Source organism: Neisseria bergeri (genome assembly GCA_003044455.1).
Taxonomy (GTDB): Bacteria; Pseudomonadota; Gammaproteobacteria; order Burkholderiales; family Neisseriaceae; genus Neisseria; species Neisseria bergeri.
The window spans coordinates 12,768-39,247 of the sequence record POWY01000006.1 but is presented as its reverse complement, the minus strand read 5'-3'; the positions used below and the strand labels follow the sequence as shown (position 1 = coordinate 39,247).

Annotated in this window: 18 protein-coding genes; 7 read left to right on the top strand and 11 right to left on the bottom strand. The window is 52.3% G+C overall.

Features of this window, described 5'->3' with window-relative positions:
* Nucleotides 1–23: 23 nt before the first annotated feature.
* Complete coding sequence (locus tag DBY86_RS13055) at nucleotides 24–179, top strand: hypothetical protein (RefSeq protein ID WP_159068570.1); 156 nt, start codon at nucleotides 24–26, stop codon at nucleotides 177–179.
* 42 nt (nucleotides 180–221) lie between these two features.
* Here DBY86_RS13055 and DBY86_RS07300 read toward each other — a convergent pair whose 3' ends face one another.
* A complete protein-coding gene (locus tag DBY86_RS07300; protein WP_107819483.1) occupies nucleotides 222–1,001 on the bottom strand; it encodes a FadR/GntR family transcriptional regulator in 780 nt (259 codons plus the stop codon).
* 349 nt (nucleotides 1,002–1,350) lie between these two features.
* Between DBY86_RS07300 and DBY86_RS07295 the strand changes: the two genes are divergently transcribed.
* The 3 genes from DBY86_RS07295 to DBY86_RS07285 all read left to right on the top strand — a co-directional run bounded on the left by DBY86_RS07295 (nucleotide 1,351) and on the right by DBY86_RS07285 (nucleotide 7,765).
* Nucleotides 1,351–2,994, top strand: a complete 1,644-nt coding sequence (locus DBY86_RS07295; RefSeq protein ID WP_159068569.1) for a lactate permease LctP family transporter — start codon at nucleotides 1,351–1,353, stop codon at nucleotides 2,992–2,994.
* Nucleotides 2,995–3,173: 179 nt separating this feature from the next.
* Nucleotides 3,174–5,354 carry a TonB-dependent receptor domain-containing protein gene (locus DBY86_RS07290; protein WP_107819481.1) on the top strand — a complete coding sequence of 727 codons (2,181 nt, stop codon included), beginning with the start codon at nucleotides 3,174–3,176 and terminating at the stop codon, nucleotides 5,352–5,354.
* A gap of 251 nt (nucleotides 5,355–5,605) precedes the next feature.
* The gene (locus tag DBY86_RS07285; protein WP_107819480.1) at nucleotides 5,606–7,765 is read left to right on the top strand and encodes a TonB-dependent siderophore receptor; all 2,160 of its coding nucleotides are present in this window, start codon (nucleotides 5,606–5,608) and stop codon (nucleotides 7,763–7,765) included.
* A 111-nt stretch (nucleotides 7,766–7,876) separates the two neighbouring features.
* Here DBY86_RS07285 and mtrE read toward each other — a convergent pair whose 3' ends face one another.
* Genes mtrE through mtrC form a run of 3 tightly spaced genes read right to left on the bottom strand, consistent with a single transcriptional unit; the run spans nucleotide 7,877 to nucleotide 13,788 of the window.
* Nucleotides 7,877–9,280, bottom strand: coding sequence for a multidrug efflux transporter outer membrane subunit MtrE (gene mtrE / locus DBY86_RS07280; RefSeq protein WP_107819479.1), 1,404 nt, complete (start codon nucleotides 9,278–9,280; stop codon nucleotides 7,877–7,879).
* Between the two features lie 54 nt (nucleotides 9,281–9,334).
* Nucleotides 9,335–12,538 carry a multidrug efflux RND transporter permease subunit MtrD gene (gene mtrD, locus DBY86_RS07275; protein ID WP_107819478.1) on the bottom strand — a complete coding sequence of 1,068 codons (3,204 nt, stop codon included), beginning with the start codon at nucleotides 12,536–12,538 and terminating at the stop codon, nucleotides 9,335–9,337.
* An 11-nt stretch (nucleotides 12,539–12,549) separates the two neighbouring features.
* Entirely contained in the window at nucleotides 12,550–13,788 is a 1,239-nt protein-coding gene (gene mtrC, locus DBY86_RS07270; protein WP_107819477.1) for a multidrug efflux RND transporter periplasmic adaptor subunit MtrC, read from the bottom strand.
* A gap of 239 nt (nucleotides 13,789–14,027) precedes the next feature.
* Here mtrC and mtrR point away from each other — a divergent pair, with 239 nt between their 5' ends.
* Nucleotides 14,028–14,660: a multidrug efflux system transcriptional repressor MtrR gene (mtrR, locus tag DBY86_RS07260; protein ID WP_107819475.1), complete on the top strand. Its 633-nt coding sequence runs from the start codon at nucleotides 14,028–14,030 to the stop codon at nucleotides 14,658–14,660.
* A gap of 80 nt (nucleotides 14,661–14,740) precedes the next feature.
* Here the strand turns inward: mtrR and recC are convergent, their stop codons facing one another.
* The 6 genes from recC to ccoN all read right to left on the bottom strand — a co-directional run bounded on the left by recC (nucleotide 14,741) and on the right by ccoN (nucleotide 23,406).
* A complete protein-coding gene (gene recC, locus DBY86_RS07255) occupies nucleotides 14,741–17,950 on the bottom strand; it encodes an exodeoxyribonuclease V subunit gamma (protein WP_107819474.1) in 3,210 nt (1,069 codons plus the stop codon).
* A 100-nt stretch (nucleotides 17,951–18,050) separates the two neighbouring features.
* Complete coding sequence (locus tag DBY86_RS07250; RefSeq protein ID WP_107819473.1) at nucleotides 18,051–19,460, bottom strand: PepSY-associated TM helix domain-containing protein; 1,410 nt, start codon at nucleotides 19,458–19,460, stop codon at nucleotides 18,051–18,053.
* Nucleotides 19,461–19,804: 344 nt separating this feature from the next.
* Nucleotides 19,805–21,136, bottom strand: coding sequence for a cytochrome-c oxidase, cbb3-type subunit III (ccoP, locus tag DBY86_RS07240; protein WP_107819471.1), 1,332 nt, complete (start codon nucleotides 21,134–21,136; stop codon nucleotides 19,805–19,807).
* A gap of 23 nt (nucleotides 21,137–21,159) precedes the next feature.
* Nucleotides 21,160–21,330, bottom strand: a complete 171-nt coding sequence (locus tag DBY86_RS07235) for a CcoQ/FixQ family Cbb3-type cytochrome c oxidase assembly chaperone (RefSeq protein WP_003752303.1) — start codon at nucleotides 21,328–21,330, stop codon at nucleotides 21,160–21,162.
* Between the two features lie 4 nt (nucleotides 21,331–21,334).
* Nucleotides 21,335–21,946 carry a cytochrome-c oxidase, cbb3-type subunit II gene (ccoO, locus tag DBY86_RS07230; RefSeq protein WP_002212596.1) on the bottom strand — a complete coding sequence of 204 codons (612 nt, stop codon included), beginning with the start codon at nucleotides 21,944–21,946 and terminating at the stop codon, nucleotides 21,335–21,337.
* A gap of 26 nt (nucleotides 21,947–21,972) precedes the next feature.
* Entirely contained in the window at nucleotides 21,973–23,406 is a 1,434-nt protein-coding gene (gene ccoN, locus DBY86_RS07225) for a cytochrome-c oxidase, cbb3-type subunit I (RefSeq protein ID WP_192883297.1), read from the bottom strand.
* Nucleotides 23,407–23,732: 326 nt separating this feature from the next.
* Between ccoN and DBY86_RS07220 the strand changes: the two genes are divergently transcribed.
* Together DBY86_RS07220 and DBY86_RS07215 are read left to right on the top strand one after the other, a co-directional pair.
* Entirely contained in the window at nucleotides 23,733–25,481 is a 1,749-nt protein-coding gene (locus DBY86_RS07220; RefSeq protein WP_107819469.1) for a M61 family metallopeptidase, read from the top strand.
* Between the two features lie 64 nt (nucleotides 25,482–25,545).
* Nucleotides 25,546–25,980, top strand: coding sequence for a TIGR01244 family sulfur transferase (locus DBY86_RS07215; RefSeq protein ID WP_199901066.1), 435 nt, complete (start codon nucleotides 25,546–25,548; stop codon nucleotides 25,978–25,980).
* A 64-nt stretch (nucleotides 25,981–26,044) separates the two neighbouring features.
* On the opposite strand, the gene DBY86_RS07210 is transcribed toward DBY86_RS07215, so the two are convergent.
* Nucleotides 26,045–26,479, bottom strand: coding sequence for an ExbD/TolR family protein (locus DBY86_RS07210; protein WP_003706998.1), 435 nt, complete (start codon nucleotides 26,477–26,479; stop codon nucleotides 26,045–26,047).
* Nucleotide 26,480 lies beyond the last annotated feature (1 nt).

The window sequence follows — 26,480 nt, the reverse complement described above, 5'->3', positions numbered from 1 at the left end:
AACGTCGCCGACCCGCAAACAAAATGCCGTCTGAACCGCAAATGCTGTTCAGACGGCATTTCATTATCCAGGGCATTTCAAACCTTTTTTCCTGTGTTTGGATACCCGGCCGATTCCATCCGTTTGCAAGTGAAAAGCCGCTTATTTCCGTTTGGGCGCAAACCAACTCCATTGAATAAAGGCTGTCCGATTGTTGGCGCGCTATGCCATCTGAACGGCATTCACACCGCCCAATCCTGCACGCGCTTCAAATCGTTTTGCGCCAAAGTATCCGCGTGGCGGTTACGGCTCTGATATTCCCTGTCTTTCAATATGCTGCTCGCCACATAATTCAAATGTGCCTTTGCCGCCTCCGAAGCCTCGACCGGTCTGCGGTTCGATATCGCCTCATACAGCACGCGGTGCTGCGCCATCAGTTTCGGACGCGGATCTTCTTCCTGATTCAGATAAATAAGGCTGCTGCGCGTCTGCCGGTACAGCATTTTCAACAAACCGCCCGACAAATGGCTGAACAACAAATTGTGCGCCGCATCGGCAATCGTCTGATGAAAGCTGACATCGGCTTCGCTCTGATGTTCCAAATTGCCGCTTCCGCACGCTTCCTCAAACTTTTCAAGCCAAAACCGAATCCGCTTCAAATCGGCATCCGTCCGGCGTTCTGCCGCCAATGCCGCCATACAGCCCTCGATGTGGCAGCTGAAATCAAAAACATCCTGTTCCCAATTGGAATGTTTGCCCAAAAGCTCCTGCCAACTTTGCAAAAAATCCTGCTGCGGCTTGACCGAAACATAATAACCGTCTCCCTGCCTCGCTTCCAAAACCTGACGGGCGACCAAAACATTCAATGCCGACCTGACCGACGGGCGCGAAACGCCGAACTCTTCCGCCAAAACGCGTTCGGGCGGAATCTTGCCCCCTTCCGCGTAAACCCCTTCCGCAATGCGCTCCTCCAATACCGACAATACCTGATCGCTGATTTTCTGAGGCCTTACCAGTTTCATCACTCCTCCTTTATAAAGATTCCCTGCAGAACCCTTCCGAAATACATCAAACATCAAATTGGACTGACCAATCAGGGCGGATTCTAATGACACGCCGTTCTCGCCGTCAACGGCATTTACCTCGCACCGCTCCCAAAACACAGGAAAAAACTACACCAAACTACAATTTTTGTTCATGCAAATATTTGTTTTGACAGGATTTAAACGAAAGCTCCGATTCAAATCTGCCGAACCGCCCAAAAATATATTGACCTGAATATTAAAGTTTCGTAAAGTAATGCAACGTTGCTTTAATTGGTTTGACCACTATTGCCGACGATTAGAAAAATATTTTCGGAGATGTTCAATTATGGAAACTTGGGTTCAAAACTACACGGCAATCGGCGGCAGCCTGTATCTGACTGCCGCCGCCGCACTCTTACCCATCGTCTTTTTCTTTGCCGCGCTGACCGTCCTGAAGCTGAAAGGCTATCAGGCGGGGCTTTATACGCTGCTGATTGCGCTTGCCGTTGCCGTATTCGGCTTCGGGATGCCGGCGGGTATGGCGGTTTCTTCCGCGCTGTACGGCTTCGCTTACGGCTTATGGCCGATTGCCTGGATTATCGTTACCGCCGTATTCCTGTATAAAATTACCGTAAAAACAGGGCAGTTCGACATTATCCGCGCTTCCGTGGTTTCGATTACCGAAGACCAACGCCTGCAAATGCTGCTGGTCGGCTTCTCCTTCGGCGCATTCCTCGAAGGCGCGGCAGGCTTCGGCGCGCCGGTGGCGATTACCGCCGCTTTGCTGGTGGGCTTGGGCTTCAATCCTCTCTACGCCGCCGGTTTGTGTTTGATTGCCAACACCGCGCCCGTGGCTTTCGGCGCGATGGGCATCCCGGTTCTGGTTGCCGGCCAAGTGTCCAATCTCGACCCTTACCATATCGGTCAGGTAGCAGGTCGCCAGCTTCCTATCCTGTCGGTTATCGTCCCCTTCTGGCTGGTTGCCATGATGGACGGTATGCGCGGCATACGCCAAACTTGGCCCGCCGTCTTGGTGGCGGGCGTGTCTTTCGCCGTTACCCAATTCATTACCGCCAACTTCATCGGCCCAGAATTGCCCGACGTAACCTCCGCACTGGTCAGCCTGATTTGCCTGTCCGCCTTCTTGAAAAAATGGCAGCCTAAAGAAATCTTCACGTTCAACGGCATGAAAAAACCGTCCGAACGCAAAGCGGGCGAATACACGGCAGGACAAATCATCAAAGCCTGGTCGCCCTTTGCCATTCTGACCGTTTTCGTCAGCGTGTGGACGATTAAGGGCGTAAAAGAGGCTTTGGGCGTTGCCACCGTCAAATTCGACTGGCCGATGCTGCACAACTTGGTACAAAAAGCCGCGCCCATCGTCAGCGAACCGACACCTTACGCCGCCGTATTCAAAATTGACTTCCTCGGCGCAGTCGGTACGGCAATCCTGTTTGCTTCCATCGTTTCCGCCGCTTTACTGAAAATGAAACCTTCCGAAGCCGTCGGCACGTTCTTTGAAACGCTCAAAGAACTGCGTCTGTCCATCCTGTCCATCGGTTTGGTACTAGGCTTCGCATTCGTGGCAAACTATTCAGGACTGTCATCTACATTGGCACTCGTCCTTGCCGCTACCGGTGCCGTGTTCCCGTTCTTCTCGCCGTTCCTCGGCTGGTTGGGCGTATTCCTGACCGGTTCGGACACTTCCGCAAACGCCTTATTCGGTTCTTTGCAGGCAAGCACGGCGCATCAAATCGGTGTTACCCCCGAGCTGACCGTTGCCGCCAATACGACCGGCGGCGTAACAGGCAAAATGATTTCCCCTCAATCCATCGCCATCGCCTGTGCGGCAGTAGGCTTAGAGGGCAAGGAATCCAACCTGTTCCGCTTTACCGTGAAACACAGCCTGATTTTCTGTACCTTTGTCGGTCTTCTCACCCTCCTACAGGCATATGTTTTGCCGTGGACGCTGATTTTCTTTAATAAATAACCCGTCTCTCAAAATGCCGTCTGAAGCCTTTTCCGCTTCAGACGGCATTTTTTTATCGGGCCGGTACATTCATTATTGATGTATGTTAAACAAAGTGCATTTTCTGATACATCGTTCAGTTTAGTTTTATATACTACTTTAGAACTAACACAACAACCCTCCATTTAAGTAGATTAAATATGAAAACTACCCACTTCCTACTCCTTCCCCTCGCAGCCGCGCTAAGCCAAGCATGGGCAGCCCCCGTTGCAGAAGAAACCGCCGAACTCTCGCCCGTTACCGTTACCGGAACACAGCAGCAAAAGGCCAATACAGTCAAATTCAATCCTAAAGCCACCCTCCAGCCCCTACCGGCAGGCGACGGCGCGGATTTGCTGCAATCTGTCCCCAACATGAGCATCATCCGCAAAGGCGGCAGCTCGGGCGATCCGTTGTTCCGAGGTTTGGGCGGCTCGCGCCTTGCCATCAACGCAGACGACCAGTTCGTTTACGGCGGCTGTTCCAACCGCATGGATCCGCCCACTTCTTATATCCACCCCAGCACCTTTGACGAAGTTGTCGTAACCAAAGGTCCGCAAACCGTTACCCAAGGTATGGGTTTGATCAGCGGTTCGGTTCATTTCGTCCGTAAAGATCCGACCTTCCACGAACAACCCTACTCCTTCAACGGCAGCACCACATTAGGCAGCAGCGGCAGACGCGATGCCTCCTTTGAAGCAGGTGCGGGTGGCAAATACGGTTATGCCCGCCTCAATGTCTCACACAACGAATCCGGCGACTATAAAGACGGGGCAGGCAACCGCGTACATTCCAACTTCAAACGCGACAGCCAAATGGTTCAGTTGGGCGTTACCCCGACCGAAAACACCACCATCGCCGGTACATACGAACGCAGCCGAGGTAAGGCAGCCTACGCCGACCGTATGATGGACGGCAGCAAATTCGACCGCGACGCATGGAATATCCGCATCAGCCAACGCAATATCACACCGTGGTTGAGCGAAATCGAGGCACGCTACGGTTCCAGCGAAATCGACCACGTTATGGACACCTACAGCCTGCGCCCTGTCGGAAAAATGGGCAAGGCAGCCATTAACCCCAAACGCCGCACCGATACCGGCAATCTGAAAGCCACTTTCGATTGGGACAACGTCAACCTTCAAACCGGCATCGACTACATGCGCGACCGCCATACCGAACGATCAGGCAATGAAAAATTCACCGAAAAAGCATATGCTCCGACACAAAGCTTTGACCAACTGGGCGGCTTTGCCGAAGCAGCATGGCAACGTAACGATGCACAAAAACTGATTGCCGGCTTCCGTCATGACCAAGTAACAGGCACATACGAAAACAAGGCCGACTCTGATCCCCTCAAAAAAACCAAATACCCCTTGAATTCGGGCTTTTTCCGATTTGAACAAAAACTGGGCGATACCAAATACTACGCAGGTTTAGGCGTGGCACAACGTTCTCCCGACTACTGGGAACGCAAAAAATCTGAAAACCTCCGAAAAGAGACCAACCGTCAACTTGATGCAGGGCTGATTTGGAACAGCGGAAATTGGCACGTCTCCGCCTCTGTATTTGCAGGCAAAGTTGACGACTTCATCATTGTCGAAACAAAACCGATGATGCATCATACCGCCGGCAGCCATACTTCGGCGGCACCGGCAGCAGGCGGACACGGCAGCCATACTCCGACGGCTCCGACAACAGGCGGACACGGCAGCCATACTCCGACGGCTCCGGCAGCAGGCGGACACGGCAGCCATACTCCGACGGCTCCGGCAGCAGGCGGACACGGCAGCCATACTCCGACGGCTCCGGCAGCAGGCGGAGACTCCGGCCATCATCATGGTGCAGACTCAATCGCGCGCAATATCGATGCCATCCGTCTAGGCGGCGAAATTGAAGTGAAATGGGAATTCGCTCCTAATTGGAGCGTATCCGGCAACTTAGCCTATACCTACGGTAAAAACCGTACCGACGGCAAACCGTTGGCACAAACGCCGCCGCTCGAATGGAACAACACCCTCGCCTTTGACAACGGCAAATTCAGCGCGGGCGCATTGTGGAAAGTCGTTGCCAAACAAAACCGCTACGCCAAAGGACAGGGCAACATCATCGGTCAGGATATTGGCGCATCCGCAGGCTTTGGTGTGCTTTCCGTCAATGCAGGTTGGAAATTCAACAAATACGCCACCCTGCAAGCTGGTGTGGACAATGTGTTCAACAAAACCTATGCCGAATTTGTCAGCAGAAGCGGAGGATTTGTCGATCCTGCCGCCGGCATCAAAACCACCCGCGTCAACGAACCCGGCCGCACCGCCTGGTTAAGGCTGCAAGCCAAGTTCTAAACGGTTGCATTTTAAAATGCCGTCTGAAACCTTATCGTTTCAGACGGCATTTTTTGTAAGGTGCGACAATCCGTCGTTCCGCTAACATTTCCTTTTTCCCCTCATATCACGGTTTAATATAAATCTTTATAACTAGATAACTAGATATATTTTGACAACAGTCAAACTAATCCTAAATAATATTTACACTAACTAGTATAATTACAACATTTTGCTAAAATCCCGCCGCCAAACCACCAAAAGGAAAAATCATGCATACCCCCCCCCGCCCTTCACGCACCGCGCTTGCCGTATCATCCGCACTCATGCTGTTATGCGCCGCGCACGTCTCCGCCGCAGATATTGCCGCCCTTCCGGAAATACACGTCAAAGAACTGGGAAAACAAACGGCTTCCAACTACACCATCCCCGCTTCTTCCGCCGCCACAGGCATCAAGCTGACCCAGCGTGAAACACCGCAATCCCTGTCTGTCGTAACGGCAAAACAAATCGAAGACCAAGGCTTGGACAGCCTGCAGGACGTATTGAAACAAACACCGGGCGTGTTCCACAGCAAAATGGGCAACAACGTCTCCGGCCATAGCCAATTTATTTCGCGCAGTCAGGCGATTGACAGCATTTCCGTGGACGGCGCGCCCAAATTCCTTTACGACTACAAAGCCATCCGCCGCGGCACCAACAATCTGGACAGCGAATTGTATGACCAAGTCGTCGTCGTGCGCGGCGCAAGCGGTTTGTCCAACGGCGGCATGGGCGAGCCGGGCGGCACGGTTGCTTTGGAACGCAAAAAACCGACTGCCAAACCTGCCGTCAGCGTAGAAGCCGGTGTCGGTTCGTGGAAGCACTACCGCTTCGTCCTTGATGCCAATCAGCCTTTGAATGCAGACAATACCTTGCGCGGCCGCACTATTTTGGTCAGCGACCACGGCGGCGATTACCTGCCGAACACTTCGCGCCACAATCATACGTTCTACGGCATTCTCTCCTACGACATTGCCCCTCAGACTCAGTGGAATATCGGTACGGAAATCCACCGTTTCCGCAATAAGGGCAGCTCGCGTTTCAGCTATCTGACGGCAGCAGGCAATAAGAAAGACGGATTCATACCGTTTGAGGCTTCGCCGCGTAGCAATTCCTCGGCAAAATGGGCTTACGGCAAAGACACCAGTGCCGAAGTGTTCACTTCCCTCAGCCATGAATTTGACAACGGCTGGAAACTGACAGGCAATTACAGCTATCTGACAGGTAAAAGCGACATCGTTTCAGGCATTGCCGGTACATACAAAATCAATACCGACTACTCCGCGCTTTTCACTTCAGACCGCGACCGCAGCAAATACCGCGACCAAGATTTCTCCCTGACCTTGGACGGCGACTATCCGGCATTGGGCCGCTCGCATGAATTTAATGCGGGCATCAGCTATCAGGACAACAAAGAAAACCTGTCTTTCTATGAAGAAGGCGAGTCGAAAATTCCTGATTTGCGCCTCTTTAACGGCAACATTGCCAAACCCGATATGCCGTATTCGCGCGATGGTTTTACCGATATGAAAAACCTGTCGGTTTACGGCTCGACCCGTTTCAAACTGACCGACAAGCTGGCATTGATAGGCGGCGGACGTTTTGTAGATTGGCGGTACCGTTACAGCACTGACCGTAACAAATTCGCTTACAGCAGCCACAAACAAAACGTTTTCATTCCTTATTTGGGTGTAACTTATGATCTAGACGACAACCTGACTGCCTATGTGTCCTACACCACCATCTTCCGCCCACAAGTGCGCAACCTGACCAAAGACGGCAAACCGCTCGAACCGCAACGCGGCAAAACCTACGAGACCGGTTTGAAAGCCTCGTGGTTTGAAGGCCGTCTGAATGCTTCCGCGTCTGTGTTTATGAACAAACGCGACCATGTGGGCGTGGTTGAAGGCGAATTCGCGAATGGCGATGAATACTACCGTGCAGTCAACAACACCACGACAAAAGGCGTGGAACTCTCTGTCGGCGGCCGCCTAAGTGATAAATGGCTGCTGAATGCGTCTTATGCACGTTCTAAAATCAAAGACAGCAAAGGGGTTCAACTTCATCCGTCTTATCCGGTTCATCTGTTCAAACTCTTTACCGCGTATGACGTGACCGACCGTTTGAACCTGGGTGCAAACGTCAACTGGCAAAGCCGCAGCCACACGCTGGATGAATACCCTGCAGACATCAACCCTGCCACCGCAGCCGCATTGACCCAACGCCCCTACGCCACGCTGGATTTGACCGCGCATTACAAAATCGGCAAATCCACCCGCATCAGTTTGGACTTTGAAAACGTGTTTAACAAACGCTATCGCACCATGCCGGATATTCACGTTTACGGCACGCCGCGCAGCCTGACCGCAACCGTCAAACATACTTTCTAAACGGATACGGCCTGCCGTCTTGAAAGGCAGGCAGGTACCGGAAACCGTTTTAAAGAAAGAAATGCCGTCTGAAACCTTATCGTTTCAGACGGCATTTGGTTGCCCGGGCGGTTATTTACCGGTTTGGGTATCCCGTTTCAATCCGCCGCCGAGCGCCTTGTACAAATCGGCAAGGTTTTCGGCGCGGGTCAGTTGTGCCGACAAAGCCGCACCCTCCGCCGCATAGCTGCTGCGTTCCGCATCGAGCAAATCGAGCGCGCCGGATACGCCGTGTTTGTAACGCAGGCCGACCAAGCGCAACGCTTCTTTAGAGGCGCGGCTTTGTTTGCTTAAAGCGGCATAGGCTTTATCCAGCTGCTCGCGCGCGGTCAATGCGTTTGCCACGTCTTGAAATGCGGATTGGACGGCGGATTCATAGGCAACGATTTGTGCCTGTTGGCGCAGTTTCGCCACATCGAGGTTCGCCTTGTTCGTTCCCCAAGTAAAAATCGGCAGGGTAATGGAAGGCGCGAACGACCAAACGCCCGTGCCGCTTTTGAACAGCCCGCCCAATTCGGCAGAACCCGTACCGACGCTTCCGGTCAGGCGGATGGATGGGAAAAAGGCGGCACGTGCCGCACCGATATTGGCGTTCGCCTGTTTGAGCGCGTGTTCGGCGGCACGGATGTCGGGACGGTCGAGCAATACTTCGGAACTCAAACCGGCCGGCAGCTTCTCAACAAAAAACTGCTTGTCCAACGGCAAAGCGGCGGGCAGGTCGTCGGGTATCGGTTGGTTGATCAGGGTTGCCAAGGCATTGCGCGCCTGTTCGCGGCTGCGCGCGGCATGGGCATAATCGGCTTTGGCGGATTCGATTAGGGCTTCCTGCTGACGCAGGGCGACGGCGGAAATCACGCCTGCCTTGTAACGCAATTCGGACAGCTTGTAGGTTTCCTCGCGCGTTTTCAGAACACGCTGCGCCAAAGACATCGCTTCTTCGGCATAACGTTCGTTGAAATAGGCTTTGGCAACGGTGGCAATCAGGCTCAAATGTGCCGCATCGCGGTTGGCGGTGCTGGCAAAATAGCCTTGCAGTGCCGCCTCGCTGCTGCTGCGGACGCGTCCGAACAGGTCGAGTTCGTAAGATGCCGCACCCAGTCCGACATTGTAGCTGCTGCTGACATTGCCGCCGCTCAAGCTGCCTTGGCGCGAGCCGTTCGCATTGGCGGCAAGCGTGGGCAGGAGGTTGTTGCGCTCGATCATGTATTGTTTACGGTAGATTTCGCTGTTCAATACGGCTGTACGCAAACTGGTATTGCGCTCAAGTGCGATGTCGATCAGCTTTTGCAGGCGCGGGTCGGCAAAATAGTCGTGCCAACCCAAATCGACCGCACGGATGCCGCTGTCGGCGGTATCGTTTTTAAACGTTTCCGCAACTTCGACTTTGGGCTGCTCGTATTGGGGAATCATGGTGCAGGCAGACAATGCAAAGGCTGCTGCAACAGAGGTTAAGGTGGTTTTCAATGTAGTATTCATAAAAAAGTCCTGATGCCGTCTGAAAACCTGTGGGCGTTCAGACGGCATGGTTGCTTAATATTGTTTATCGTCCGAACCGGTTATACCCGCTTCTGATGCATGTCTGACCGCCATTTCATGCTCGTGTGCAGTTTCTTTGAAGAATTTGCGCACCACCACATAGAAAAACGGAACAAGGAACACGGACAAAAGCGTGCCGATGAGCATCCCCCAGAATACGGTTGTACCGATGGCGCGCTGGCTGGCAGAACTCGCACCACCGGCAATATACAGGGGAACCACGCCCAAAATAAAGGCGAACGAGGTCATGATAATCGGACGGAAACGCAGGCGAGCAGCTTCCAAAGCGGCTTCAACCGCGCTTTTCCCTTGCGCTTGAAGGTCTTTGGCAAATTCAATAATCAAAATTGCGTTTTTCGCACTCAAACCCATCACAGTAACGAAACCGACTTGGAAGTAGATGTCGTTGGCAAATGCAGGAATACCGCCCAACATCAGCTCGGTCAGGTTGCGCCCGGTTACACCTGCCGCCGCCCCTGCCAAGCCTAAAGGCATTACAAGCAGAACGGCCAGCGGAATAGACCAGCTTTCATAAAGTGCGGCAAGCACCAAGAAGACTGCAACGGCGGCAAGCGCGTAAAGGGCAATGGTTTGCGAACCGCCTTTTGCCTCTTCGCGCGACTGTCCGCCCCACTCCAGGCTGTAACCGCCGCCCAATTCGTCAACCATTTTTTGAACCGCCTCCATGGCCTGACCGGTGGAAACACCGGTTGCGGGCGAACCGGACAGTTCCATAGCGGGATAACCGTTGAAACGAACGCTCTGTTCCGTACCCATCTGCCAAGAAACGGTAGCAATCGAAGAAAGCGGAACGGCAATGCCCGAGCTGTTCGGCACAGTCAGATTCAAGATGTCGGCAGGCTGCATACGTGCCGAAGCATCCGCCTGAACCATCACGCGCTGCAAACGGCCTTGGTTCGGGAAGTCGTTGACATAAGACGAACTCAGCGCGCTTGCCAATGCGGTGCGGATGTCGGCAAACGAAATGCCTTGTGCGGCTGCGGCGGCACGGTTGATGTCGATTTTCAACTGCGGCGCATCTTCCAAACCGCCAGCACGGACGGTACTCGGGTCAAACAAACCGCTGGCCCGCATTTTTTGAATCAACTCGTTGCGCTTCGCCAGCAATGCGGTATGGCCGGTGTTGTTGCGGTCTTGCAGGTTGATGGTCAGGCCCGAACCGTTGCCCAACTCCATAATCGGAGGAGGGACGATGGCGATGCCGAAACCGTCTTTCAGCGTCCCCATCATCATACCCGTCAGCTTGCCGGCAATCGAAACGGCATCACTGCCCGGGGCGGTACGTTCGTTCCAATCCTTAAGCATCGCAAAACCCATCGCCATATTCTGACCGCTGCCCGAAAAGCTGAAGCCGGAAACGGTGATGATGTTTTCGATTTCGGGAATGCTTTTCGCCAATTGGGTAACTTGTGCCAAAGTCGCATCGGTGCGTTCTTTGGTCGCCCCCGCAGGCAGTTGCACGCTGACCATGACGAAGCCTTGGTCTTCGGTCGGCAAGAACGAAGTCGGCAGGCGCATAAACAGGAATACGCCCACAACCGCCAAACCAACGTAAACAACCATCATGCGCAAAGTCTTGCGCAAGACTTTGGCAACCCAGCCTTCGTAGCCGTGTGTCCAGTTGTCGAATTTTTTGTTAAACCAACCGAAGAAACCTTTTTTCTCTTCGTGATGCCCTTTCGGGATGGTCTTCAACATTGTGGCACACAAAGCAGGCGTGAGTGTCAGCGCAAGGAAGGCGGAGAAGGCTATCGATGCCGCCATCGTCAGGGCAAACTGTTTATAGATATTGCCCGTCGCCCCGCTGAACGTTGCCAGCGGCACAAATACCGACATCAAAACGGCGGTAATACCGATGACCGCGCCGGAAATCTGACCCATTGCTTTTTTGGTTGCAGCCTTAGGCGGCAGGCCTTCGCCCGCCATAATGCGCTCGACGTTTTCAACCACCACAATCGCGTCATCGACCACGATACCGATGACCAAAACCATCGCAAACATGGTCAGTACGTTAATCGACATCCCCATATAAGAGATGAAGGCGAAACCACCCAACAGGGAAATCGGTACGACGATGGTCGGAATCAGCGTATAACGGATGTTTTGCAGGAAGAGGTACATCACGACAAAAACCAGCACCATCGCCTCTAACAAGGTATGGATGACTTTTTCAATCGAAATTTCGACGAATTTGGAAGTATCGTAAGGGGTTTTCCAGCTCATACCTTGAGGAAAGTATTTTTCCAACGTCGCCATGCGTTCTTTAACCGCCTTTGCCGTCGCCATCGCATTGCCGCTATTGGACAGCATCACCGCCATACCGGTGGTATTTACCCCGTTCAGACGGGTTGAGGAAGAATAGTCTTCCATACCCAATCCGACTTTCGCTACATCCTTCAGGTAAACATTAGAACCATCAGTATTGGCGCGGAGGATGACGTTGCCGAATTCTTCGGCCGTACTCAACTGCCCTTGCGCCGTTACGGTAGCCGTAACAGTCTGCCCCTGAACAGCGGGAAGCGAACCGATGGAACCTGCGGAAATTTGGATATTCTGTGCCGACAGCGCACTGCCGACATCAGCAAACGACAAATTGTAGTTCTGCAGTTTCTTAGGATCGACCCAAATCCGCATCGCGCGTTGCGCGCCGAACAGGCGTACCTGCCCCACGCCTTCGATACGCTGCAACTCGGGAACGATATTACGCTGCGCGTAGTCGTTCATCTCTTCGGTTGACTGCACATCCGACGAAAGCATCACAATCATCAGGAAATTGGAACGCGCCTTGGATACGGTCACGCCGTACTGTTGAACGGTAGCAGGCAACATGCTCAATACTTCGGAGAGTTTGTTCTGCACCTCCACCTGAGCCAAGTCTTCGTCAGTTTCAGGCGTAAAGGTCAGGCTCACGCTGCCGCTGCCGCTCGAATCGGCGGAAGTGGACATATAATCCAAACCTTCCACGCCGTTCATATTGCGTTCGATCACGGAAAGCACGCTGTCTTCCATCACTTGTGCGGATGCACCCGGATAAGTAGCCCTCAGGGTAATATTCGGTGCGGCAACAGACGGATATTGCGAAACAGGCAGGCTTTTAATGCCGAAAATACCCGCCGCAATAATGAAAATCGAAATAACCCACGCAAAAATGGGGCGGTCGATAAAAAATTTAGCCATCGATGCCTTCCTTATTTCGCTTCAGAAGCAGGTTTGGCTTCAGATGCCGTCTGAACACCGGCTTGAGGGGCAGAGGCTTGGTTTTCAGACGGCATCCATTCTTTGGGCGTTACCTTTTTCGCACCCGTCATACCAGCGATACTGATGCCTTCCACAACCACCTTGTCCCCATCCTTCAGACCTGACGTAACAATCCAATTCGTACCCTGCTGTTGTGCAACCGTTACCTCGCGGGGTTCCATACCGCCTTGGGCGTTCACAATCATCACGGTATCTTTCGTACCGCGCGTTACCGCCTGCTGCGGCACAACAAATGCGTTGTCCACCGCCACTTGATCCATCAGCACGCGCACATACAGGCCTGCCATCAGGATGTTCTGATCGTTCGGTACGGCGGCACGCAGGGTAATCTGACCGGTCGATTCGTTGACGGTCGGATCAGCAAACAGCAGGCGGCCTTTTTCAGGATAAACCGTGCCGTCGTCAAATTTGATGCCGACCGCAATCGCACCGTCTGCCGCCAGCAGCTTGCCTTCGGCTATCTGACGGCGCAGTTTCATCACTTCGGATGCAGACTGGGTAACGTTCACATACATCGGATTGGTTTGGCGGATGGTCGCCAGTACGGTCGTATCACCCGCATTCAACAGCGTACCTTCGGAAACTTTGGACTGGCCGATAAAGCCCGAAATCGGCGCGGTAATGCGCGAACGGTTCAGGCTGATGCCGGCGGATTTGATTGCCGCCTGCGCCGCTTTAACGCCTGCTTCAGCAGAACGTTTCGCCGTTACCGCAGCATCGTACTCTTGTTTACTGATGGCATCGGCGGAAACCAGCGGTTTGTAACGCGCCAAATCCGCATCCGCTTTGGCAAGCGTTGCCTGTGCCGTTGCCAGTTGCGCGCGCGCGCTTTCCAGACTTGCTTCATAAGTGGAACTGTCGATCTGATACAGCGGCTGTCCGGCACGGACATAACTGCCTTCTTGGAACAGGCGTTTTTGGATAATGCCGCCAACTTGCGCACGGACATCGGCGGTACGCAGCGATTCCAAACGTCCCGGCAACTCGACGGTCAACGCAACGGTTTGCGGATGGACGGTAACGACGCCGACGACGGGAGCCGGAGCTTCCCGACCAGCAGGCTGCTCGCCCTGTGCCGCTTCATCTGCTTTGCCGCAAGATGACAGTGCCAACGCGACAGAGGCAGCCAACGCGGCCGCACGCATCGCCTTAGAAGCATAAAAAGCCATTATCTATCCTATCTGTATGATTTTATTAAAGGATTTTAGATTTAACAGAAATTCCCGTTTCAAAATACAAAACCGCCTGCTTCGGCATCCCTGTATTCAAACGGGTTGCAAAGCAGGTGGGTTCGGCACTTCGGCACTGGGAAACTGTCTCAATTTCAGGGGCGTTATTATACATACACGATTGCACGGATACAAAGTCTTTTTTATAATTCAAACCGCGACGGAACAAAAACGCCATTATGAGAAAAACCAAAACCGAAGCCTTAAAAACCAAAGAACACCTGATGCTTGCCGCCTTGGAAACCTTTTACCGCAAAGGGATTGCGCGCACATCGCTCAACGAAATCGCCCAAGCCGCCGGCGTAACGCGCGGCGCGCTCTATTGGCATTTCAAAAATAAGGAAGACTTGTTCGACGCGCTGTTCCAACGTATCTGCGACGACATCGAAAACTGCATCGCGCAAGATGCCGCAAATGCCGAAGGAGGGTCTTGGACGGTATTCCGCCACACGCTGCTGCACTTTTTCGAGCGGCTGCAAAGCAACGACATCCACTACAAATTCCACAACATCCTGTTTTTAAAATGCGAACACACGGAGCAAAACGCCGCCGTTATCGCCATTGCCCGCAAGCATCAGGCAATCTGGCGCGAGAAAATTACCGCCGTTTTGACCGAAGCGGTGGAAAATCAGGATTTGGCAGACGATTTGGACAAGGAAATGGCGGTTATCTTCATCAAATCGACGTTGGACGGGCTGATTTGGCGTTGGCTCTCTTCCGGTGAAAATTTCGATTTGGGCAAAACCGCCCCACGCATCATCGGGATAATGATAGACAACTTGGAAAACCATCCCTGCCTGCGCCGGAAATAATCAAGCCTTAGTAAAAATGCCGTCTGAAATGCTTAAACGCTTTCAGACGGCATTTGCCTTTTCATCCTGTTATGCTTTTTCTATGCTGCTCCGGCCTCTTCCTTTTTTTCCGCTGCGGCAAGCGTGTCGGCAAGCAGGCGGACGAGGTTTTCAAACAGGGGCTGTTCGAGCGGGTTTTGGCTTGCGTTGCCGAACACGAGGGCGACTTCGGTATAGTCTTTCTGCCCTTTGCTGACTTTGTTGCCGTGGTAGGCGGTTTGGGCTTTTTTCAGGGCGGCTTCCCAATCTTGTTTTTGGGTAAACGCTTCGGCGGCGGCAAGCGAGGTTTTGGCAAAAAACGGCAGCGGGCGGTTTTGCCCGATATTGAAAAACGCCATCCATTCCGACAATAGCCGCAATGCCCTGCCTTGCGCGATTTCCACCAATACTTCGGTTTCTCCGGATTGGACGATAAAGGTTTGCCGCGTTTCGGCTTCAGACGGCATAACGGCGCAAAATATCAGGTGTTCCAATAAAAAAGCCACACGTTGCGGCGCATTGGGTTTGCCGTAGGCGTAAAATACTTGTCCGCATTGGTATAAATTGCTCAAACTGCCTTTCAGGATTTGCCCGTCCGACGGTATGGCGTATGAAAGCGGTGGCAGTTTGGGGCTGTTTAAAATAGCCGTGTCGATTTGTTTGGCGGCAAGTTGGAAAGACTGCCGCCAAAGTCTGCCCAACTCTCCCGACGGCAGCAGGCTTTCTGCCCCGATACGGGCGGCGGTTTGGGCAAAATCCCGTCCTTCGCGCCGTGCTTCGATGTAGGTTTCGGCGATTTGCTCCGCGTGTTGCGGCTCGAAGGGTTCGGCAGGCTCCCAGGCTTCGCCGATATGGGGTTCGCTCCACGCAAGCTGCTGCTGAAGCCATACTTTGACGGGGTTGCGCCAGAAGCGGATAAATTCGTCCTGTCCGATTTCGGCAACAGGTTCGGCGTTTTCTACGGATTGGTCGAAAAAGGGTTGTGGCGGTTCGGGCGTTTGTCCGAGCGCGGCGGCGTAGTCGGTACGCGTGCCGAATATGCCGTCTGAACGTCCGCCTTCTTGGAAATATCGGCGCGAGAAGGCTTGCAGCGGATGCTGTTCTATCCAATTTTGTGCAAGTTGGCGGCTACCGATGCCCGCCATAGCGGCAACGGTATCGATGAGTCCGCCCAACAGCGAAGACGGGGCAAGCTCTTCGTCTTTGCGGATGTCGCGCCCGATGTAGGACAAATACAGGATTTCGCGCGCGCTGATGAGAGCTTCAAGGAACAGGTAGCGGTCGTCATCGCGACGGGCTCGGTCGCCTTTGGCGGGATGTTTGGCAATCAGGTCGAATACGGCGGCTTTGGTATTGCGGGGAAAATCTCCGTCGTTCAAACCCAACAGGCAGATGACTTTGAACGGCAAGCTGCGCATCGGCACCATACTGCAAAAAGTGATGCCGCCGCGTAAAAAGCCTGCCTCACTTTCGCTGTCGAGGAAGCGGCGGATGTGGCGGATGACGGTTTGTTGCGGCAACTGTCCGACGAACCCAGCCAGAGTACTCTCTTCCTGCCATTTGACCCATTCGTTTTCGAGATTTTGGACTGCCTTTTGGTCATCGGCTTCAGCTTGGAACAATATTTCAAGCAAATCCCGGCAACGCGCCACCCATTCGCCGACCGTCGCAGGTTGCCGCCATATCCGTACCATATCCGACAGGGTTTCGAGGAAGGCGGCAAAACGTCCAAACATGGCGGTTTGATTCACGTCGGCATACCACGCGCTGACATCCTGCCACATCGGATTGCCGCCTTCGGGCAGCATCCAGCCCAATATCATGCGTTCTACCGCCTGCTTCCAGGTGAACAGCTGATCCGTGCCGCCGCGCATTTCTCCGTCCAAACCCCAGTGAACGTTCAAATCGGCAACCATATCGTGCAAAAGCGGTAAATCGTCCTCGGTCAGTCCGAAACGGCGCAACACGGGTGCGGTTTCTAAAAGCACAAACACTTTATCGACTTCAAATCGGCTTTCCAACAAGTCGAACAGGCATGACAAAGCATGAAACAGCGGTTGTCGGCGGCTGATTTTCACGTCTGACACGGAATACGGCAATGCCTGCGCACCGGGCTGCGCCTGTCCGAACACGGCTTCGATAAAAGGCGTATAGGATTCGATATTCGGGGTTAATACGGCGATATCGTGCGGCTGCCAATCGGGATGTTCATGCAGAATTTTCAACAGCTTGTCTTTGAGTATCTGCAATTCGCGCAAAGGGCTGTGTGCGGAGACGATGCGTATCGAGCCGTCGCCCGTGTTGACGCTTCCCGCCGTTTCAGACGGCATATCCAAGTTTTGAATATCGGTTTGCAGGGCGTGCAAAAGCGTATCGCGCCCGCCTTCTTCAAATACCGGCGTTTCTCCTTCTATTTCCATTTCGTTCAAAAAGTCGAAAAAGTCCCGCCCCTGCTTGCCCAATGAGGCGAGCAGCGGATGCCCTGCCTGAGTTAAATCGGGATCGCCGCCGCCTTTGAGGATTTGCGCCGCTTCGATGACGTTGCCCCAATACATCCCGCTCGGATTGAGTGCAAACACGAACACATCGCAATGTTCGGACAGCTTGTGCAAAAGCTGCAGATACATCGGCGCCATAGTGGAAATGCCGAACACGAAATAACGCTCGGGCAGCTTATCACTGCTCAAAGATTCCAACAGCTTTTCCCACAACGCAACACGGTGCGGCGCGCTCTGCCTGCCGTCATCAAGATAACGCCACAGTTTGGACTGCCAGATTTCATCGTCGCCCAAACCGAGCAGCCTGCCCTGCTGCCACGCGTCTATCCACTGCGGACGATACACGAGGTATTGGTCAAATATGTCTGCAAGCTGGCCAGCAAGCTGATAATCTGCCGATTCGCCGCTGCCCAGATAGTCTTGCAGCACATTCCTCACATCTTCAAATTCTGCCGTATTCCGGAATGCTTCACTGCGGAACAAATCCAGCAGCCGCCAGCGCATGACTTCGGGGGCAAACGGGCTGAGTTCCGGAATACCGGGAATCAGTTTTTTCATCAACTTCCATGTCAGACCGGCAGGCAGGCTGAACGACAAATTCGCCGCCACGCCCAAATCGCGGGCGAGGCAGGTGTTGAGATAGCGGCGCATCCCCTGACTCTGCACAATAATCTGTTCGGGCTGTAAAGCCGATTTCAGCGGTTTGAATTTTTGAATGTGGGCAAACAGTGCCGCCAGCGTTTCAAGACGGTTGGATTGATACAGATAAAACATGATTTCGACAAAAGTTGCGGATAAGTATTCGGGATTATATAGCCTTTCCCCCGCCCGCCTTCAAACAAAATGCCGTCTGAACGCTTCAGACGGCATCGGGTCATTTAAACCATCTCCTCAAAACAGGAATCCGCGACAGCAGCAAGGTATCCAGCAGCCAAATCACGGCAATGGCAAGCAGCGCGGTTGGGAAAAGCAGTGCAATCAGCAGCAGCGGCAATGCCATTGCCCACCAGACAGGCAGTTTGATTTTTTGCGCCGGCGGAACCATGCCCACCGCTCCGGTCGGACGGCGTTTCCACCACATCACGCAACCGCTGATGCCGATAAAAATGACGGCAAGGCAGAACACGACGTTCGCCAACACGCTCCACCAGCCCAGAGTACCCATATGCAGCGCAATGCTTGCCGCCATAAATTTGCCGAACGGGTTGTAATCGTCAAAGCGGATATCGGCAAGAATTTTTCCGCTGTACTGGTCGATATGCACCGTGCGATCGGCAAACGGACTAATCATATCGTAACTCATAGAGTCTTGCGACAAAGTCCATACGCCGTCCTCGCCTTTGGGCAAATTCAGCTGATAACGCCCTTTGAAACCGATTTCCCGCGCGAAACGGTCGACAGTTTCCAATGTCATCGGCTCGTCAGGGTTAATGCCGTCTTTGCCCACAGTTGTCCCTGAGACAGGCATAGGCGTAAGCTCCAAAATCCACGGCACTTCCTTAACCTTGCCGTCATTCAATACCTCGCCGTGGGTCGGCACGACTGAAACAGGGTTCGGTTCAACACCCCATTTGCCTGCCGGGAACTGACTCCAAGCCTGCACGAACTTGCCGCCCCAAATACCTGCCCAAGCAATTCCGGACAGACAGAACAACAGCAAAATCAACGACACCCAAGTTCCAAACGAACCATGCAGATTCCGCCACCAAGAACGTGCCCTGCCTTTTGGCGGCAGCAGCATCGCCTTGATGCCACGCCGTTTCACCCACCAAAGGTACAAGCCGCTGACAACCATAATAATGGTCAGTGAAGCCGCCGTTTCCAAAAGATAATCGCCTGCCGCACCGAGCATCATATCGCCGTGGATTTCATCCATAGTGTGATACCAACCCTGATTACGCGGCATGGTGTTGACCACTTTTGCCGTATAAGGATCGACCGCAACCATGGTTGCCTTACCCTCATTGTTGACACGGAACACGGCAACCATATCATCGGCGCGCGGTGCAATATACTGAACGACGGACGAAGTGTCCGGATTAACGGCGCTGCGTGCAGCTTCCGCCTGAACAGAGAGGGGCTGCACCACTGCCTGAGGGGTAATATGAATACGCTCGCCCTCCTTGCCGGTAATATTGGCAAACAGCAGCATACCCAAACCTGTAACGGCAAGCAGGGTCAGAAAAGGCATAACCAGCAGACCGGCATAAAAATGCCACCGCCAAACGGTCAAATAACGCCGGTTATTCTGCTGACCGGCTTCAGTTTTGATTTGTGTATCCATTAATCGTCCTTTTGAAATTAGGGTTATCGTGATGATGCGCGATTATAAACAATAAAGACTAATTCTTTATGACTAAAATCAATATTTTTTGCAACATATGAAAAAAGATTCAATTTTGAATAAACAAACCTATATGCCGTCTGAAAGCATCAAACAATGCTGTCCGACACCCAGTTGCACCATTCTTTAAACCATACAAAAATATCAGTCGGTCTGACCGCTTAAGCATCAAAATCCCCACTTTCAGACGGCATAAATCAAAAACAGGATTTCCGTTCAAAATAAAAAATCCGGATTCGATATGAATCCGGATTCCTGCGTCCGACAAAGTCGGAAAACAACGGTTAGAATTTGCCGCCTGACTGGTTGACCATATAGTCAACCGCAGCTTTAACCTCATCATCGCTCAAATCGCCGCGACCGCCTTTTGCGGGCATCGTATTGAAACCTTCGATCGCGTGTTTGTGCAACGTGTCCTTGCCTTTTTTGATGCGGTCGGCCCAGTCGGCTTTGGTGCCTACATGGGGAATACCTGGAATTGCATTGCCGTGGCAGGCGGCACAAACGGTTTCATAAACCTGTTTGCCGTCCACTTTGGCAGCAGGTGCGGCTTTTTCCTCGGCTTTAGGTTCTGCTGCGGCAGGTTTGGCTTCAGAAGCGGCTTGTGCTGCTTCTGCAGGAGCAGATGCTGCGGGTTCTGCCGCCGGTGCGGGAGTCGGTGCAGGCTCGGCTTTTTTCACCGGAGCTTTACCGTCTTTATTGGAAAGACCCCATACATAAGCAGTCATAATATGCAGTTTGTCTTTATCCAAGAAATGTCCCCACGCGGGCATTTGGCTGCTGCGGCCATTGGTAATGGTTTCGATAATGGATTTTTGCGTACCGCCCCACAACCACACGTCATCAGTCAGGTTCGGACCCAAACCTTGAATACCTTGTCCCTTATCGCCGTGGCAAGTGAAACAGTTGGCAGGCGGACCGCTGAATAAGGCTTGTCCGCGTGCAGCACGTTCCTCATCATACTGGCCTTTGGGTTTTGAAAGAGACATCACATAATGCGCAACGTCTTTTACGCCTTCCTCACCCAAAGCAGGACCCCATGCAGGCATGGTAGCAACACGGCCTTTTTCAATGGTCTCGTGGATTTTATCGGGATCGCCGCCCCACAGCCAATCGCTGTCAGTCAGGTTGGGGAAACCTTTAGAGCCTTTGGCATCAGAACCGTGACACTGGATACAATAAGTGTTAAACAGGTTTTGGGCGATTTGCTTGGCCTGTGGGTCTTTTGCCACTTTTTCAATCGGCATATCCGCAAACTTGGCATACAATTTGCCGTATTGCTCATCGGCTTTTTTGACCTCTTTTTCATATTGGTTGTGGCTGGTCCATTTCAGCAGGCCTTTGTAGTCGCCGACACCCGGGTACATAACCAGATAACCGATACCGAACAGCCATGTCAAAACATACAGCCAAAACCACCAGCGCGGCAGCGGGTTGTCGTATTCGGCAATGCCGTCCCACTCATGGCCTGTAGTTTGTACTTCTTCGCCTTTTTTCGGACGTTTGACAACATTTTGAGACAGCAGCAGCCAAGCCAAAGCGATAAAGCTCAGTAAGACAATAACTGCAATATATATATTCCAGAAGTTACTGGTAAATTGGGATGTTGTGTTCATTGTTTTGCTCCGTTATCACAATATTAACGGTTTTCGCTTTTCTTATCTTGCGCATCTTGGTTTTCATCAAAAATGCTGTTTGCGGCATCATCGTAATTTTTCTTATTCCGCCTGTTGAAGACGATATAGAGTACCAACAGGAAACAGATAAAGATCCATACCGTGAAAAGAGCGCGAATACCGTTAATATCCATGATGTTACCTTACGTTTTTCAAAGCCAGACCCAATCCTTGCAGATAGGCGACTACAGCATCCAGCTCGGATTTGTTTGCCAAAGCCTCAGGCGCTTTCGCAATTTCCTCATCACTGTAAGGAGTACCTACTTTACGCAAAGCCTTCATGTTGGCAACGGTTGCATCGACATCGACTTTATTGCGTGCAAGCCACGGGAATGCCGGCATATTGGACTCAGGCACGACATCACGGGGATTCAGCAGGTGGATGCGGTGCCATTCGTCGGAATAGCGGCCGCCCACACGTGCCAAATCAGGACCGGTACGTTTGGAACCCCATTGGAACGGATGGTCGTAAACCGACTCCCCGGCAACAGAGTAATGACCGTAACGCTCGGTTTCCGCACGGAACGGACGAATCATTTGCGAGTGGCAGTTGTAACAGCCCTCACGGATGTAAATATCGCGTCCGGCAACCTGCAAGGCATTGTAAGGCTTCACGCCCGGCGCCGGCTGTGTTGCCGCCTTGGTAAAGGCCAAGGGCACAACTTCAATCAACAAACCGACACTGACTACAAGCAGCGTGAACACAATCAGAACGCCGATTTTTTCTTCAGCCAATTGTTGTAATTTCATTTTGGTAGCCTATCTTTCTTAGTATTTTAGTGGTGCTGTGTTTGGGAAACCGCAGGGATTTCGGCATCGACTGCTTTACCACCGATGGCTGTGCGGTACACGTTGTACGCCATAATGCACATACCACTCAGATACAATAAACCACCTGCAAAACGGATCATGTAGTAAGGCATGGTGCGTTTTACGGATTCGACAAACGAGTAGGTCAGCGTACCGTCATCATTCAAAGAACCCCACATCAAACCCTGCATCACGCCGGCAATCCACATCGCGGCGATATACAGAACCACGCCGATGGTCGCAATCCAAAAATGCGCTTCCACCAGCTTGGTGCTGTGCATCTGTTCTTTACCGAAGAGGCGGGGAATCATGTAATAGACAGAACCGATGGTTACAAAGCCTACCCAGCCCAATGCGCCCGCATGAACGTGCGCAACAGTCCAGTCCGTATAGTGGCTCAATGCGTTGACCGTTTTAATCGACATCATCGGACCTTCAAAGGTAGACATACCGTAGAAGGACAGGGAAACAATCAAGAATTTCAAAATTGGGTCAGTACGCAGTTTGTCCCACGCGCCGGACAAGGTCATAATGCCGTTAATCATACCGCCCCAAGAGGGTGCGAACAGAATCAAGGACAAAACCATACCCAAAGATTGCGTCCAGTCAGGCAGCGCAGTGTAGTGAAGATGGTGCGGACCTGCCCACATATAGGTAAAAATCAACGCCCAGAAGTGAACGACGGACAGACGGTAGGAGTAAACGGGGCGACCTGCTTGTTTGGGTACGAAATAGTACATCATACCCAAGAAGCCGGCAGTCAGGAAGAAGCCCACGGCGTTATGCCCATACCACCATTGAACCATGGCATCGATTGCACCTGAATAAACAGGATACGATTTCATCAAACCGGCCGGGATGCTGATGTTATTGACGATGTGCAAAAGTGCGACCGCCAAAATAAAGCCGCCGTAGAACCAGTTGGCAACGTAAATGTGTTTCACCTTGCGTTTGGCAATCGTACCGAAGAATACGATGGCGTAAGCCACCCAAACCAAAGTAATCAGAATGTCGATCGGCCATTCCAGTTCGGCATATTCCTTACCTTGAGTCCAACCCATAGGGAAGCTGACGGCGGCGGCAACGATTACCGCCTGCCAGCCCCAAAAGGTAAATGCCGGCAGCCAGCCGCCGAAAAGACGGGTATTACAAGTACGTTGGACAACGTAGTATGATGTGCCGATCAGACCGCAGCCGCCAAATGCGAAAATAACCGCATTGGTGTGCAGCGGACGCAGGCGACCGAAGTGGAACCAAGGTCCGATATTAGACAAATCGAGGGCGGGAGCAAACAGTTGGGCTGCGACGATAACGCCGACCAACATGCCCACGATACCCCAAACTACAGTCATGATGGCGAACTGGCGCACCACTTTGTAGTTGTAAGTTTGTGTGTCCATGAGAGTCTCCATGAATTATGGGAATAAAAATTTTTTATCCTGCCCACCTTTGCGACCTCTTAAGGTACAACTTGGGCAAGCGTAATTTTTTCTAAATTTAACATATCTGCCTTATTACGCCAAGCGGAATTACATTTGCAACATAAAGGAAAATTTTTCTTAAATTCATTCTTATTATATATAAATCATATTGTTATAATAAATTGCAACCAGTTTGACATTGCTTTGTTTTTCAAGCCTCCTTTTTTATAACACTTTATTGATGTAGATTAAGCTGCATTTTAAAGACATTTTATCAATAATATTTAACGATATATTTAATAGCCATGATTAATTATGAAATTGCCCCCTCCCCTCTAGACCATGAGTGGCACATCTTGCTGACATTCACACAAAATGATGATTTTCCTATAGAAATAAGCCTGCCAAACTGGGTTCCGGGCAGCTATCTGATTCGGGATTTTTCCCGCCACATCACTTCTATCCATGCATCCTGTAACGGCACGTCCATGCCGCTCGAACAAATTGCAAAAAACCGCTGGCATGCTGCCGCCGTACGCGGCGAGTGGCAAATCCGCTACACCGTATATGCATTCGATTTGTCGGTTCGAGGTTCTTTCCTGACGACAGAACGCGGTTTTTTTGACGGGTCGTGCCTGTTTTTGAAAGTCGAAGGAACGGAAACGCTGCCGCACCGCTTGGAATTGACTGGCATTCCACCCGAATGGCGTATTACCACAACGCTGCCGGAAACAGGGAGGCTTGTCTTTCAGACGGCATCTTATGCCGAATTGATCGACCGACCTGTCGAGATGGGCTTGATTGAATTTTTAGATTTTGAAGCGGCAGGCATTCCGCACACGATTGCCTTAAGCGGCATCTATCCCGATTTCGACCGCGACAGGCTGGTTTCGGACATCAAAGAAATCTGCGAAACAGAACTGGCGATGTTTTCCTCCCCTGCCCCATTTGAGAAATATTTGTTCCTGCTCCACGTCGGCGACCATATTTACGGCGGTTTAGAACACGCCGACAGCACCGCCCTGCTCGCCGACCGCCACAGCCCTCCGCCGTACGGTATGACCGATGCCGACGATGCCTACACCACATTGCTCGGACTTTTCTCCCACGAATATTTTCACGCGTGGAACGTCAAATCCATCAAACCTGCCGCGTTCGCCCCTTATGACCTCGACAAAGAAAACTATACCGAACAACTATGGGCATTCGAAGGCATTACATCCTATTACGACGATTTGTTTTTGGCACGCAGCCGCACCATCTCGCCCGAATCTTATTTAAACCTGCTGGCACAAGGCATTACGCGCGTACAACAAACCCGCGGCCGTTTGAGGCAGACCTTGGCGGAATCGAGTTTTACCGCGTGGAACAAATTTTACAAACCGGATGAAAACAGTCCGAACGCTATCGTCAGCTATTACCAAAAAGGCGCACTTGCCGCATTGTGCCTTGATCTGATAATACGCAACCGAAGCAACGGCAGACATTCCCTTGATACGGTAATGGACAAACTCTATCGGGAGTGGAGGGACACACACTCGGGTATTCCGGAAAAACACTGGCAAATCCGTTGTCAGGAAATTACCGGCTTGGATTTGACAGATTTTTTTCAGACGGCATTGTACAGCACCGAAGATTTGCCGCTTGCCGAATGCCTGTCTACCGTAGGCGTGGGGCTGACCTTCCTGCCGCTTCCCCGACAACACGGCGGCGGATACGCAGAACACATCTGCCCCGTCCCGCCGACAGGCGATTTCGGCGCACGTTTCAAACAAAACGCCGACCACATCGTCCTGACCCATGTCTTCAACGGCGGCAGCGCGGAATCTGCGGCACTGTGTCCGCAAGACAAAATCATTGCGTTAGACGGTTATGCCTGCACCGACTTTGCCGCACAATGGACCCGATACCCCGTCGGGGCAAAAATCAATATCCACTTCTTCCGTGCCGGCATATTGCGTCAAACCGTCTTGACGGTTCAGGCAGCGACGGCGGATACTGCCATCCTACATATCACAGACCGGAACCTGTTGGAAAACTGGTTGTTCGGTTAAACTTTCAGACGGCATTGCACACAAAATGCCGTCTGAAAAACAACCGCAAAGCAAAGGAAATAAAATGGCGATTCTAAAACTTGACGAACATCTCTACATCTCCCCACAACTGACTAAAGCCGATGCGGAACAAATCGCGCAACTGGGCATCAAAACCGTCATCTGCAACCGCCCCGACCGTGAAGAAGAATCGCAGCCCGACTTCGCCCAAATCAAACAGTGGTTGGAACAAGCAGGCGTTACCGGATTCCATCACCAACCCGTTACCGCACGCGACATCCAAAAACACGATGTCGAAACCTTCCGCCAACTCATCGGACAAGCCGAATATCCCGTCCTTGCCTATTGCCGAACCGGTACGCGCTGCTCCCTCCTGTGGGGCTTCCGCAGAGCAGCAGAAGGTATGCTGGTTGACGAAATCATCCGCCGCGCAGAAGCGGCAGGTGTGAATCTGGAAAACTTCAGAACCCGTTTGGAAGACGCAGCAGTCAAACCATAAAACCGACCGATACAAAAATGCCGTCTGAAAGGCTTTCAGACGGCATTCGTTCAAACGTCGAACTTTATTGCGCCTTGGTTTCCGTTACAAAACCGATTTTGGTAATCCCTGCCTGACGGGCAGCCTCCAACGCTTTGTTCACATAATCGTATTCCACCGCCTTGTCTGCCGCAATGGCCACAATCACGTTTTCATTCTGCTCCTTGGCGGCTTTCAGACGGCTTTCCACTTCCCCGATTTCCACTTTGCTTGCAGAATCTCCGCCGACATAATAACCGCCGTTCGCATCAATCGTCAGGCGCAAGGGATCTTTAGGCTGTTTGTCCTGCTTGTTTGCCTGCTCGGACGCGGTCGGCAGTTCCAAAGGGATGGAATGCGTCAGCACCGGCATAGTAATCATAAACACAATCAGCAACACCAGCATCACGTCCACCAGCGGTGTAACGTTGATGTCGGACATCGGAGAATCGTCGCCGGAATTCATCGAACCAAATGCCATA